The 14,334-nt window shown below is 44.9% G+C and carries 9 protein-coding genes; all 9 read left to right on the forward strand.

The annotated features are described in order from the left end of the window. Positions 1 to 224 precede the first annotated feature (224 nt). The 9 genes from CCC71_RS04980 to CCC71_RS05020 all read left to right on the forward strand — a co-directional run bounded on the left by CCC71_RS04980 (position 225) and on the right by CCC71_RS05020 (position 14,317). Positions 225 to 986: an MlaE family ABC transporter permease gene (locus CCC71_RS04980; protein WP_296333146.1), complete on the forward strand. Its 762-nt coding sequence runs from the start codon at positions 225 to 227 to the stop codon at positions 984 to 986. Positions 987 to 1,166: 180 nt separating this feature from the next. Beyond that, positions 1,167 to 1,934 (forward strand): ABC transporter ATP-binding protein, encoded by a 768-nt coding sequence (locus CCC71_RS04985; protein ID WP_021840871.1) that lies wholly within the window; start codon positions 1,167 to 1,169, stop codon positions 1,932 to 1,934. Next, complete coding sequence (locus tag CCC71_RS04990) at positions 1,924 to 3,228, forward strand: MlaD family protein (RefSeq protein ID WP_021840872.1); 1,305 nt, start codon at positions 1,924 to 1,926, stop codon at positions 3,226 to 3,228. The genes CCC71_RS04985 and CCC71_RS04990 overlap by 11 nt, the downstream gene beginning before the upstream one ends. Before the next feature lie 17 nt (positions 3,229 to 3,245). Then, positions 3,246 to 4,724, forward strand: coding sequence for a TolC family protein (locus tag CCC71_RS04995; RefSeq protein WP_247239749.1), 1,479 nt, complete (start codon positions 3,246 to 3,248; stop codon positions 4,722 to 4,724). Positions 4,725 to 4,794: 70 nt separating this feature from the next. Next, on the forward strand, positions 4,795 to 9,105 hold the full coding sequence (locus CCC71_RS05000; protein WP_296333149.1) for a translocation/assembly module TamB domain-containing protein: 4,311 nt from the start codon (positions 4,795 to 4,797) through the stop codon (positions 9,103 to 9,105). Positions 9,106 to 9,124: 19 nt separating this feature from the next. Beyond that, complete coding sequence (locus tag CCC71_RS05005) at positions 9,125 to 9,757, forward strand: sigma-70 family RNA polymerase sigma factor (RefSeq protein ID WP_021840875.1); 633 nt, start codon at positions 9,125 to 9,127, stop codon at positions 9,755 to 9,757. Between the two features lie 397 nt (positions 9,758 to 10,154). After that, positions 10,155 to 10,781: a hypothetical protein gene (locus CCC71_RS05010; protein WP_021840876.1), complete on the forward strand. Its 627-nt coding sequence runs from the start codon at positions 10,155 to 10,157 to the stop codon at positions 10,779 to 10,781. Between the two features lie 138 nt (positions 10,782 to 10,919). Beyond that, positions 10,920 to 13,040, forward strand: coding sequence for a BamA/OMP85 family outer membrane protein (locus CCC71_RS05015; protein WP_296333155.1), 2,121 nt, complete (start codon positions 10,920 to 10,922; stop codon positions 13,038 to 13,040). A gap of 2 nt (positions 13,041 to 13,042) precedes the next feature. Continuing rightward, positions 13,043 to 14,317, forward strand: a complete 1,275-nt coding sequence (locus CCC71_RS05020; RefSeq protein ID WP_226974213.1) for a hypothetical protein — start codon at positions 13,043 to 13,045, stop codon at positions 14,315 to 14,317. Positions 14,318 to 14,334 lie beyond the last annotated feature (17 nt).

The raw sequence follows: 14,334 nt of genomic DNA on the forward strand, positions 1-14,334 counted from the left end.
TGAAGGCGATGGACAGTGGTGTTCATCGCCTTTTTACATTGCCGGACCATAGTTTAAGGGAAAATACAACTTTTTTCAAAAAGATTGTAAAATTTAGATATATTCATCGTTGGTACTGATGACAATGGCTAAAGTTTTGTGATAAAATGAGGGGTAGTAATCATACTCAATTATAAGCAGATATGATGAGCTTCAATAGATGTGATGTAAGAGGAGGAGAACTTTTGCAGTGGTTAGAAGCGCTTGGCCGTGAAGTGATACGTTGGTTGGCACGTTGCGGTGAAGCTGTAATATTAATCGGGCAAACCATTAAACAATTATCAAAGGCCAATTGGCGCCATGTTATATTTCAAATGGCTCATTTGGGCGTAGATTCGTTGCCGATTATCAGTTTAACTTTATTGTTTGCCGGGGCTGTAATGACCTTGCAAATTGCCGATATTTTGATTCGTTACGGTGCACAAGGTACGGTTGGCGGCATCATGGCCATTGCCATGGGGCGTGAATTGGGACCGGTACTGGTAGGCGTCGTGTTATCGGGGCGCGTCGGTGCAGCGATTACGGCTGAGATTGGTACCATGAAGGTAACCGAGCAAATCGATGCCCTCATAGTAATGGCCGTTAATCCTATCGGCTACCTCGTGGTGCCTCGTGTGATTGCGTGCATGATTATGGTGCCGATTCTGGCGTTTTACGGTGTTATTATCGGTATCGGCGGCGGCTACGTGGTAGCGACGCTGTTTAAAGGTATGGCGGGCATGACCTATACCGATTCCATTCAACTTTTTGCCGTTACCAGTGATTTAACTTACGGTTTAATCAAAGCCAGTGTGTTTGGCGCCGTAATTGCTCTTGTTGGTTCATACAAGGGCATGTATACTAAAATGGGGGCCGAAGCGGTAGGTAATGCAACTACCAGCTCCGTGGTAACCAGTATTATTTTAGTATTCGTATTAAATTATTTCTTATCCATGGCGTTATTCTAGTTATTATTTTGATACGCCGGTTGATTTTAGTATTATTTTCATGAAAAATATTGCTACGCTACCTAAAAGGCGGGCGTTTTATCATTGAATTTTGAAACAGATATTTTATAATTATAGTAGTAACTGTAGGTTCGCTTAAAATTGGGCTTATAGTTTGAGATTAATTGAGGCCGGAGATTCATGATTGAATTACAGGATGTGGTCGTTGCCTATGGCGATAGAGTTATCCTCGACCATGTAGATTTGACAATAGAAGATGGGGAAACCTTGGTTGTTCTGGGCGGCAGTGGCGCCGGTAAAAGTACGATTCTGCGTCTCATAATCGGCTTGCAACGACCGAACAGCGGACGTATTCTGGTGGACGGCGTCGATGTAGTCGGCTTAAGCGAAGACGAATTTAACAAAGTTCGTGAAAAAATGGGTATGGTGTTCCAATACTCGGCGCTTTTCGACTCCATGACAGTGGCTGAAAATGTAGCTTTCGGGCTAAGACAGCATACGGAATTAACCAATACTCAAATTAAGGAAATTGTGCAGGAAAAATTGGATTTGGTGGAGCTGCCTAATACGGGCGACTACATGCCGAATGAATTGTCCGGGGGCATGAAGAAACGTATCAGTTTGGCCCGGGCCATTGCTTTAAATCCTCGCATTATTTTATATGATGAACCGACGTCGGGACTTGATCCTATAACATCGGGGACAATCAGTAAACTTATTCGGAGCATGCAAAAGCATCTTCACTGCACTTCGATTGTAGTAACTCATGATATGCAATCGGCTTTTTATGTGGCCAATCGCATTGCCTTATTGGATAAGGGCAAGTTTATAGAAGTTTCGAGTCCGACTGAATTTAGGAAATCTAAAAACAAGTTGGTTCAGCAGTTTATACATGGCGGCGATATTATGGAAGACGCCGGTGAGGGGGAGAAAACAGATGAAGTTTAATACAGAGGCTAAGGTGGGCTTGTTTACCATTATCGGCCTTTGCTTATTTGCGGCGGCGATCATTTTTGTCGGTCGTTTGGAATTATTTGAACCGCCGCGGATGCATATTACCGGCGATTTTCAGTCGGTTACGGGCCTTAAGACCGGTAACCAGGTTAAATATTCCGGCGTTACGGTGGGCCGGGTGAGTTCTATGGAAGTTACCGCCAAAGGGGTAACGCTTACCATGGATATTGATAAAGATACGGAAATCCCGATTGACTCCGAGTTTGCCTTGGCCAATGATGGTATTTTGGGCGATAAATTCATTCAAATTACGCCGGGACGATCCCAAGTCTTTTTAAAAGACGGTGACATGATTCGCGGTGACGGTCATAGCGATATTGATAAAACTATGCAGCAAGCTACCATATTGATGGAAGAAGCCAATAAAACCTTGGGCTCCATTAACAATATTATCGGCGATGCGCAGACCCAGACATCACTTCGCAATGCCCTTCGCTCTACGGAAATCATCGCCAATAATACGGCGGAACTTACGGCTCGTTTTAATCAAATGGCTCTGGATAATCAGGGTAACATTAATGAAATTACAGCCAACATGACTGATATTACACGTAATATGACGGCGATTACGGGTCAGCTTGATACATCCTTACAAAATTTGGATGGCGACGGCCAGGCCTCTCGCGATATGCGTACTATTTTAGATAATTTGAAAACAACAACTGACAGCTTGAATTCCATGGCCGCTTCTATGCAGGGCATCGTAACGGACCCGCAGAGCAGTCAGGATATTAAGGAAACTTTGCATAATACGGCGCAGTTGACTACTAAGTTAAATCGTCTCACCGGTGGCGACGTAGATAGTCGTGAATCCGGAAAAAAGTACCCTTTTAAGGCAAGCGCCAATATGGAGCTCTTATATAATACAACGAAGAATAAATATAATCCGAATGCGGATTTTCGTTTGCAATTCGGTCAGAATTTATTCACCTTGGGAGCGAATAATATTGGTGATGGCAGCCGCTTGGAACTTACGTATGGTAAATATGTGGCGGATCAATTCTCGGTTCGCGGTGGTATATTTGACGGCGACGTAGGTGTCGGTGTCGATTACGGCATGGGCGGTCCGTTTACAATATCCGCGGCCGTTATGGATTTAAATGATGTGCGCTATCGGATTCGCAGTGAAGTGAGATTGTTTGATGATGTATATGCCATCGCTCAATTCATTCGTCCGTTTAGTGAAGAAAATGGTGGTAATTTCTACGGCATTCGATATGTCTTTTAATTTTGGGAGGTAATACCATGTTAAATAAAAAAGCTCTTTCTTTAGCCATTGCAATGTCTTTGACAGCAACCGGCGTATTGGCCGCCGGTTCTAATGATGATGCTAAAATTGCCAAATATCAGCAGGCAGCATTAGTGATTACACAGCAAACTTTGGCAGATAGAATCGTTAAAGACGAAGTGGTAGGCGACAAAGTGTCCTTAACATTACCTCATACGGTGGAATTGGCTTTGGCTAATAACCGTGATGTAAGACAATCCGAATGGCAGTATGAAGCAGCTCGTGCTCAGGTAAGCGTAGCGGCAGCGGCTAAAAACCCAACCGTAAGTTATGCCTATAGTGGCGGTCGCGGTAGCAGCACGACTCAGACAGGTGGTACCGCTATTGCTGATTCTGCCAGCAATACATTCCGTTTAGCCGTACCTATTTATACAGGCGGTAAAGCGGAAGCGGCTATTGAATCGGCTCGTTATTCCCGTGAAGGTTATAATGCAGCCTTGGAAGCCGCTCGTCAAACAGCCAAATTGAACGCAGCCAGCAATTATTATTCTTTGATTCAGGCCCGCAATAAGGTGGATATTGCCCAACAATCGGTTCGCGATTATGAAGGTCATTTAACAAATGTAAATCAGCAATATAATGTAGGTATCGTGGCCAAATCCGATGTATTGGCATCCAAAACATCATTGGCCAATGCTCAGACTTCCTTGGTAGAAGCACAAAATGCGGCTAATTTGGCGGAAGCAACCCTTAATAACTCTATCGGCTTACCGGTTAATACGAGCGTAGAAACGGCGGATAATTCACTCGGTTATACACCGTATCCCGTAACTTTGGCCGATGCCCAGGCGTATGCACTCTTGCATCGTGCGGAACTCGTTCAGAGCACCATGGCGGTAAAAGCGGCAGAAGAAGCGATTAAATCAGCTAAATCCGGTTATTTACCGACTTTGAGTGCTACTGCTTCGCAGGCTTGGAGCGGTGATGACTGGGGCGGTACGTCCAATGATAATTGGTCTATCGGTGCTGCTGTATCTTGGAGCCTCTGGGATGGCGGTGCTACCAGCGAAAGTATTAAAGTGCAGGAAGCTAATTTAGAACGCTATAAAGAAGCTAATTACCAGGTTATGGACAGCATTAATTTGGCTGTTCGTAAGGCTTATTTAAATATGAAATCCGCTGAACAGACAATCGACAGCACGCGTGTGGCCGTAGAACAAGGTCAGGAAAACTTCCGTATTGCCTCCTTGCGTTATCGTGCCGGCGTTGGTACCAACCTTGATGTACTTGATGCGGAAACAGAATTGGAAACAGCTCGTAACAATTATGTAGATGCTTTATTTAACTACAATATTGCTGTTGCTACTTTGGAAAACGCTATGGGCGTGCCTTTGGAAACTCCAATCGGTGGTGCGGCAGCACTCGTTAATGAAGCCAATCCGACTCAGGCTTTGAATACTTTAGTTGCGGACCAAGCGGCTAAAACGAATAAATAATAAATCCTTGTAAGTGTGTGATGTGAATTAAATTTGTTTGTAAGCTACTGTTTTGTGCGAGGAGTTTTAAATGAAAAAGGGGCAGCGTAAATGGCTTGCCGGTGCGGTTGTGTTGGCCGTAGCCTTTGGCGGAGCACAACTATTGCGCCCTGTTGGGGAGCAGATAGTGGGACCTATCGTACAAGAACAATTGAATACAGCAATTAATGGGCAGGCGGATTATTCATCCTTTAACATCGGGTGGGATGGTACCGTTCATATTGGCGACTTGTCAATTAAGGACACTGAAGGCAAAGTAGTGGCCGATGTGCCGAGTACGGAAGTGTCGCTGGATATGTTGGAAGCGGTAAAATTGCCGTTTGGTCAGTCGGCTCCGCTTCGACTGATAAAATCGGTTACTCTTAATAACCCAACCGTGCATGCCGTAGAGAAGGCAGACCGTTCGTGGAACATTACGTCCCTCATCAAAAAGAGTGACAGTGAAGAACCGCTGCAGTTTAGAGGCAATGTCATAATCAATGACGGCATAGCTAGTCTTGATTGGCTAAACGGTCGCCACACAGCGGTTGAAGCTATTAACGGGGCCGTTAAGTTTGCAGACTATCCTAAGTTGGACGGCGCTTTGTCGGCTAATGTGGATAAGCAGGCTGTAACGCTTAAGGGATCCTATACTAATGATGATTCTGCTGACTTTACCCTTTTTGTTAAAGCAGACAGCTTGCGTTTAGATTATGTGAATGACTTGATTCTGAGCGATATTAATGCCAAAGTGATTGGCGGTACTGCTAAGAATATAGCGTTAACCGTCAGTCGCAATGACAATCAATTTGATTTTGAAGGGGCCGTGGATATTAATAATTTGGCGGCCGATTATCAGAATGATTCTATAAGTCCTAAGCCGTATGAAATTCGCCAAGGAGCTGCTCATGTTACCTTTAACGGCACAGATATTATGGTTGCGGATGGTCGTGTGGCCATTAACGATCAGCAATTCTTTGCTCACGGCAATGTTGACATTACCGACTTGGCGGAACCAAACTTTAACCTTACTTTGCGTGGTCAGGATATTCAAATTGAGTCTTTGATTGATAAGGGCATTACCGGTTCAATAGGCACGGTTGCTCATGTGTATGGCACAGCGACGGCACCGATTGTAAATGCTACGGTTGAAGCATCTAATGTCAATTACGAAGGCTATATTTTAGAAAAAGGCTTGGCAACCTTAGCGTATCAGAATGACATTGTCGATATATCCGATATTCGACTTAGTTTAAATGGCGGTGAGGCCGGTGGTCGCGGTACTTTTAATACGAAAACGCAAGAGTACGAGGCATCACTGGAAGGTACCGATATTCCGTTGGCCTTAGTCGGTCAGGCTGTGGATCAGCCGTTATTCGGTACTGTTAACGGTAAAGCTTATGTTAAGGGTATCGGTACGGATTCCTTACCGGCTATTACGGCTACTTTTGAAGGTAACGGTATTGGCTATGATTCGATTGCGACCGATTCTTTATCCGGTCAAATTGCCGGCGCCAATGGCAATTATTTTATTAACTATCTCAACGGGACAATCGGTTCCGGATCTTTTAGCGCCTATGGCAATGTAAGTCAGGATGCCCTCGACATAGCTTTCGATGCCAAAGATGTTCCGCTTAATTTGTTTAGTGATTATGCTAAACAGGAACTTGACGGTAAAGCTACCGTTACCGGTCGTGTGACGGGACCAATGGATAATCCGAATGTTATGGCTATTGTCGCATCCGACGGTGGTCATGTAGGTCGGATTCGTTTCGATAACGCCTATGCGGAAGCAACTGTAAGTAATAAATTGGTAACGGTTAACAATGGTTTTATCCAAGACGGTCACGGTTATTACAGCTTAAACGGTACTATTGATATGGGACCGTCGAAGGCTTTACAGCTACAGGCGAATGCCAATACGGTTCGTATTGAAAATATAGCCGGCATGGTTGACCCTGACTTACAGGTTACCGGTTGGCTTGATGTGCGTACAGACATAGGCGGTACTTTAGATAATCCTCAAATTCGGGGTTTTGTCCATGCCTGGGACGGTTCGGTACAGGGCAAATTATACAGTGATGTTCGTTTCGGGTTCCGTTACGCTAATGACTTCCTCGGCGTTCGTGATTTGGTAGCGCAGGCCTATGGGGCTACTTTTTATGCTGCCGGTCGTTATCAAAACGGCGGCTTAGACTTTAAGTTCTTTGGCGATACGATTTATTTACGACCATGGCTTAAAGACTATGCCGATGTGGAAGGCTATATGACGCTTGAAGGGACGCTCACCGGTACGATTGATAAGCCGATTGTACAAGGACGATTAGGTTCCAATGATGTAGTCGTTAATGACATGGCTTTGAAAAATATCTCCGGTAATGTATATGCAGACCCGACGGTAGTTCATTTGCAAAATGTGTCCTTTGAAGAAGGGGAACATGGTAAATTCAACATCGATGGCGGCATGACATTAAACGGCGAGCAACGATTATTCGGCTATGCCACCATCAGTAATGGTGAGTTGGTTAATTTCATGAAACTGGCCAAACTTGATGTGCCTGAATCGGATGGACATATTAACGGTCGTCTCGATTTAGGTGGTACACTTAAGAATCCGGATCTCCGCTTAATCGGCACTATCGATGATATCGTTATGGGCGGTAAGCCATGGGGCACTGCCAATGTGGACGTGGCTTTGCAAAACCGCAAACTAACGATTCATAAAGGAGAGTTACCAATCGGCGACGGTATGTTGGCCGCTTTGGGTACGGCTGATTTGGATGGTCAAAGTGACATTCAGATTGCGGCCAATAATGTAGCTATCGACTCCTTAATGCCGCTGTTTAAAACGTCTGTTCCGGCCTCCGGCAATATTCATTTAATTGCCAATGTGACCGGCGAAACGTTAAATCCGCATGTTGAATTATCCACAGAGTTGACAAATGCCAGTCTTAACGGCGTACAAATCGATCGCCTCTACGCCATGGCGACGATGGAGGACAAAGTTATTCATCTGCAGCAATTGGTAGGTCAACGAGGTGAGTATAAAGCGAAACTTCGCGGTGATGTACCGTTAGCCGCTTTTTATAAATCCGGTTATTTGCCACCGGGCGATAAATCGGCTATGGATTTGACCTTTGATGTAAATGAAGCGGATCTTGGCGTATTACCGCTTTTATTCCCGGCTGTTACGGAGGGGACGGGGCCGTTAAAAGGTGCCCTTCATATTACCGGTACCTATGATCAACCAATGGTTAACGGCACTCTTAGTGTGGACCATGGTTTGGTACATTTTAAAGATGTTAAAAAAGATTTATCTGATATATCGGCGCAACTTATTTTTAAAGGGCAAAAAGCCGAGTTAATCGGCGGTGCGTCCATGGGTAAAGGCAATGCGGGCCTTTCCGGTGAATTCAGCTGGAATGGTACAACCTTGACGAATTACGCCGGTGTTATCCAAATGAACGACCTTGAAGTGGAACATGAATTCTTCAAAGGACCGTTGAACGGTGAAGTTGGCGTTATGCTCAAAGACGGTTTACCGACGGTGGTAGGTCATCTCGATCTGGAAAATGATACCATGACGATTCCGTTATCCCTCACCAGTGAGGAAGGCGGTTCTCCGATAGGTCTTGATTTCACTGTGAATGTGGGCAAAAAAGTGCGCCTCTACAGCGGTGGTCTTTATGACTTCACCCTCGGCGGTGGGGCTCATATCGGCGGTACTACGACGGATCCGTTTATTGACGGCGAATTTCATGTCGTAGAAGGTAATTTGAAGTATCTTAACAATACGTTTAAGATTACGGAAGGTAAAACCGATTTTATACGCGGGTCCTTCTTGCCGATTTTAAGTGTCAAAGCGGAATCGCGGGTTCGTTCCTACCGTGTATATCTTGAAGTAAACGGTCCGGTGGAACAGATGGATTTAAAATTGACATCCGATCCGCATCTGGAACAACGTCAAATTGTATCGCTCTTAACATTCGGTTACAGCTCCGGCAATGACAGCAGTGTATCGTCCGATGATGTAAACGCCTTGTTTGCAGCCGGTGTACGGTCTGCTTTAATGGGTTATATTGAAGGAGCCTTCAAGGATACCTTAGGCCTGGATTTGATCAATATTACTACGGGCTCGTTGGATCCGAATGAACCGGTAAATGAAGATACAAACAGTTACTATAATATTGAAATCGGCAAATATTTATTGCCGGACTTAATGGTAACCTTTAGTACGGGTATTAATAATGATACCCAAGCTTATGGGATTATGTATGATATTAACAGCCACTATAGCGTTAACGGGTGGATGAACAGTAATGGCCATTCATACTTTGGCGGTCAGTGGATCACTCAGTTTTAATTAAGAAAGGAGGGTCGGCGTGCTTGACTCATATTTAGCGGAATTAGAGAAAATTAAATTATTGTCGCCTGAAGAAGAGCGTGCTTTATGGCAGGCATACAAAGAGCATGATGATGAGTCGGCACGTACGGCCCTTATTGAACATTATCAGCCCCTTGTTTTCCGTGAAGCCATGGCGTATTATCGCGTTGTACCGGATGTGATGGACTGTGTCCAGGAAGGTACGGTAGGCCTCATTGAAGCAGTGGAACGTTTTGATTATGCGAAGGGGGTAGCCTTTTCGTTATATGCGGTCCATCGCGTACGCGGGCGTATCTTGGATTACCTTCGTAAAGAAGGTAAGGGCGGCACCGTGTTAGCCGGTTCTGCCGATGATGATGAATATTGGTGGGAACAGCTTCCTGATGAAGGGCCGTCCATTGAATCGGCGGTAGAAACGAAAGCCTTTCAGCAGGTAGTGGTGGAAGCATTGGAACGTTTGCCGGGCAAAGAACGGCATGTCATGGAGCAAGTGTATTTGGCGGATCGTTCCATTGCGTCTGTAGCCGGTGAATTGGATACGAGCAACAGCTATATCCATCGTTTGCATCGCCAGGGCATTAAGCGCTTGCGGGGGATGCTCAGTCGTACGCGAAAATTCTGGAATGATTAATAAGTTCAATTAAAATTGCATTCAGAGATGAAGGTTGTAATCTGTTGCAGCAAGGTCACACAATGGCCAAGCTGAACGGGTTGCAACCTTTTTTGTTTTGAAAAGCTTTTGTTCCCAGCCTCTTATTTTGTTCTGGACGCTACTCATATTTTTCACCATCTAATCGATTTATTTTTGAATTGTAAGCTATCATTTCGGACGTTATAGATTTTTGTTCATTGGTTTTCTATACGAATCGTTTAAAATATAAGGACTGATTCCGGTAAAAAGGGCGAAGATTGCAATAAATTGTTAATAAATAAGCGTAAATATGATATAATAATTTCGATTAATGTGATATAAATGGTTCACAAAATCATCCTTTCTTACGAATATAAATGTATGAAAGGAGGCCGTTATGAATAAGACTGGCGACAATATGGAGAAACGAATCCGCTCCGTTAAGACTTGGCTGGATAAAGCTGAGCAGGCTTATGCGGATGATTCTGCCACTAAAGGTCAATTACAATTGATGCTGGCTCAGGCGGAGATGCAACATCTTAACGAAAAACGAGCACCCGCTTTATGGCAACGCTTAGGTTATTGGTCCATTGCCGTAGGTTTGGCTTTGCTGGTGGGCGGCGGTTATTATGCGTGGCAACATCAAGGTGATGTCAAAAATACAGCACCGGTGATGGAAGAGCAGAGCCAACCGATGTCTGAAACGCCTCATAGCAATATGCCGGCCGTTTCACAAACCCCGACAAATTCTGTTGATGCACCTAATAGCACAACGAATACAACGGGCGGCACAGTCAATGCTTCAGCTGAAACAGCTACTGCTGATACGAATCAAAATGTGGAAGCGGTAACGACACAAGCGGACAATGCTGTGGCAACACCACAAGCTACGGAAGAAGCTGTTCAGACGGCAACACCTGAATCACAAACTAGCGAATCAGTAGCGGCACCGGTAATCAGTACAACTCAGATTCAAGAAGCCGTACGTGAAGGGGGACGAAGTCTGCGCGGACAAGAACAATAGAGAATCAGGATGTATAAGCTGACCATAGTTCAGTGAAAATAATGGAATGAGAACATTAAAAACATTAAAGGTATTAATAAAGCATTAAAAGCAATGTGTTTATAAATATGAAGGCATTATTTTAGGAGGATGTAGTAAATGATGAATAAGAGAGCCTATAAAAACATGTTGGCTGTAGCAGTGGTAGCCGCGTTGAGCGGTACTACCGTATGGGCTGCGAATGAAACGAGTACAGCAACTACGCAGAATTCAACTGCCGCAGTTACAGCGGTAAGTGCTCAAGACCAAGCGGCCCAAGACGCTATTACAGCGGCTCGTGGCGGGATTGAAGAAGCACAGAAATCTGACGAACAAGAAGCCAAACGTATCGAGTTGGACAATTCATCGTTAGCTACTACCGATTCAGCGGTTTTGACCGTTGCCAAAGGTGAAGGCGCCCGTTTAGAAGAACAACAGGCGGCCGGCGTACAGACGGCTATTACCACCCCGGATGCACGCTATTTCTCCAGTGTTACGGATGAACAATTACAGCCATATGAAGGCAAAGTAATGACCGGTTTTTCCATTGAAGGCTTACCGGCTGAAGTACAGGATGAATACATGGCCTTGTTAAAGAGCCATATCGGTGATACTTTAACGCCGGCGGCTATTAAAGCGGATATTTCCGCGTTAGGTTCCAGCGGCTATTTATCTGAAATCAATCCGGTAATCACCGTTGTGCCGGAAGGTGTTAAAGTTGCTTACAAAGTAACGGTTAACCCGGTTGTAAAATCCGTACAGTTCGAAGGCAATACTGTTTACAGCAATGAAATGCTTGTTAACTATTTGAACGTACAACCGAATACCGTTCTTAATACGGTTCAAGTAGGCGAACGTATCCAAGGTATCAACGCCGCTTATAACCGTGACGGTTATATTTTGGCTCGTGTTAACGATATGGCCGTTGACCAAGACGGTGTCCTTCATATTTCCATTACAGAAGGTATCGTAGAAGATATCGTGCCACATGGTAATAAAAAGACTAAAGATTATGTAATTCTTCGTGAATTCAACCAGAAAAAAGGCCAACCATTCAATAAATTCCTCGTTCGTCGTTCTGTTGAAAAAGTATACAACTTAGGTTACTTCGATGACGTTAACGTACGTTTGTTGGAAGGTTCCACACCTGACAAAGTAGTCATCGAAATCGACGTATTGGAACATAAAACAGGTACCATTACCTTAGGTGCCGGTTACTCTGATTCCGACGGTTTCGTTGGTATCGTAGAAGTTGGGGAAGATAACTTGCGCGGTACCGGTGACAAGATTAAAGTTCACTGGGAGTTCGGCGGTACGGCCGGTTATAAAAACTACTCCGTATCCTACTTGCGTCCTTGGATTGACAGCAAGGGTACATCCCTCGGCTTAACTATTTTCGACCGTGAAGATACGTATACCGACTATAACTCGGACGGGGATGAAATTTCTCAATATGTAAAAACGCAGAAAGGGATTAACGTGTCCTTAGGTCGTCAGACCGGCGAATATACCCGTGACTATGTAACCTTGGAAACCCGTAAAGACGGCTGGAAGTTTGACGAAGATGAAAACAGCGGTTACAACTATGCTGAAGGTGCCGGTGAAGGTTCTGATCCGGCAAAATACGGTAGTTATACATGGAATAATGAAAAATATGACTTCAAAGGTGATAACTACATCGAAAACAACTTCGGTCGTACCAACAGCGTATCTTGGCAGAAAGTTTACGACTCCCGTGATAACATTTACGATCCTAAACGCGGTAAACGTGTATCCGCTACCGTTCAATGGGCAGGCCACGGCTTAGGCGGTGACTTCGATTACTATAAATTCACCGGTGAATATCGTAACTACAAAGCTATCGGTAACAATCAGGTAATCGCTTTCCGTGCTCGCTTAGGTTGGGCACAGGGTGATGTACCGTACAGCGCTCTCTACACCTTAGGTGGTGCCGATACGTTGCGTGGTTTTGAAGACGATCAGTTCCGCGGTAAGAAAATGTACAATGCTACCTTGGAATACCGTGTACCCATCTTCAATAAAGTAACGGGTGTACTCTTCACCGATATGGGTGATGCATGGGATGCACCGCACGTAACTTGGTACGATGATGATAAATCCTTCAATATCTCCGTCGGTGCCGGTGTTCGTATTTCCACACCAATCGGACCTATCCGTCTTGACTATGGTGTAAGCAAAGATGACAACAAATTCCACTTCAGCTTTGGTGGACAGTTCTAATTATGAAACAATGGGGCTTACGCGTCACCGCCGCTCTCTGTATGATGGCGTCGGTGACGACAGTTGCTCAGGCTGAGCCCATTGAGTCGGTAACGGTGAGTCTTTCCGGTAGTCGGCAACCGTTGCCGGCCGTTTTGGCTAAACGTATGACCGCCGCCGTGCAAACAGCGGCCGATAAGTTGTATGTAGGGACCGATACGGAAGCATTGGCAGCCGGGCAAGCGACATATCAGAAAGTAACAACCGATATTATCGATCGAATTTTATACGGTTATACGGTGGAGTCCTTGACGATTACACCGGGGGTGAACAGTCAACTTGACGTGCGCCTCAGACCGTATGGGCAGACCATTCAAGCCGTAGCTGTTACGGTGGATTACGGTAATTTAACCCCGCTTGCTCAAGAGTGGGTAGCTCGCGATATTTCCTTTGTGGAGCCGCGGATTGAACAAATCCTTTTGGGGGCGCCGCTCGACTCATTAGATTGGGCCACGGCGGTCACCAGTCAGCTGGTTCGCAATGAATTGGAAGGGGCGTTACCGGAATTTATTCCGCAAGTTGAAATCATACCGGGCGCCAAGACGAAGGTTAAAGTTTATTTAATTCCCCAAGGGGCGGTGGTCCGTCACAGCAGTACGGAAATTGCTTCAAACACATTGCCAAGTACGGTTTTCTATGCGACTAAACGCTATTATGATGAGTATTTAGTCGGCTTAGAAGGCGTGCCGGTATCATTCATTGCTCGTCATGAAAGCGATTTGCTGGGAGTTATCCAACAAGGCCTCGACAATAGCAAGGCCAGTCAGCGTTTCGGTATTTCCATGAAGCCGTCGTTGCAGTTGGGGACTGATTTACTCCTCAAGATTCAAGTCGATTCATCGCGCTATATTGTACGTGCTGAAGGATACTTGGATATGGGGACGGAAACGGATCACAATGTAGGTATTAAGTTATTTACCGGCATTAAGCAAGGCAAGGGAGATTGGTATTTGGAAACAAATTTCTTCCCCGATGATTATAAATGGGCGTTTTATCCGTCCTATGCGTATCACTTTACGCAAGATACTACCTTGGCTTACCAATATAACTTGTCCGATAAATATAGTCGTGTGTGGCTCCGCCAGGATATCGGCAGTCGTTGGCATGTGAGAGCTCAGCGAGATTTTGAAATCAAGCGTAATGAGTTCGGTTTAGCCTATGATTTGAATAATTATTTGACCTTGGAATACGTGGTCAATGATGACGATAATTGGTTACGCCTGATCGGCTATATTTAATGTTAAAATAAGAATCT

Source organism: Veillonella sp. LMAG:90, assembly GCF_008679445.1.
Lineage (GTDB): Bacteria > Bacillota > Negativicutes > Veillonellales > Veillonellaceae > Veillonella_A.

What these genes read in the sequence shown, in the direction of transcription:
- CCC71_RS04985 (WP_021840871.1), top strand. Translation starts at nt 1,167, where the DNA reads ATGATTGAATTACAGGATGTGGTCGTTGCCTATGGCGATAGAGTTATC.
- CCC71_RS04990 (WP_021840872.1), top strand. Translation starts at nt 1,924, where the DNA reads ATGAAGTTTAATACAGAGGCTAAGGTGGGCTTGTTTACCATTATCGGC.
- CCC71_RS04995 (WP_247239749.1), top strand. Translation starts at nt 3,246, where the DNA reads ATGTTAAATAAAAAAGCTCTTTCTTTAGCCATTGCAATGTCTTTGACA.
- CCC71_RS05000 (WP_296333149.1), top strand. Translation starts at nt 4,795, where the DNA reads ATGAAAAAGGGGCAGCGTAAATGGCTTGCCGGTGCGGTTGTGTTGGCC.
- CCC71_RS05010 (WP_021840876.1), top strand. Translation starts at nt 10,155, where the DNA reads ATGAATAAGACTGGCGACAATATGGAGAAACGAATCCGCTCCGTTAAG.
- CCC71_RS05015 (WP_296333155.1), top strand. Translation starts at nt 10,920, where the DNA reads ATGATGAATAAGAGAGCCTATAAAAACATGTTGGCTGTAGCAGTGGTA.
- CCC71_RS05020 (WP_226974213.1), top strand. Translation starts at nt 13,043, where the DNA reads ATGAAACAATGGGGCTTACGCGTCACCGCCGCTCTCTGTATGATGGCG.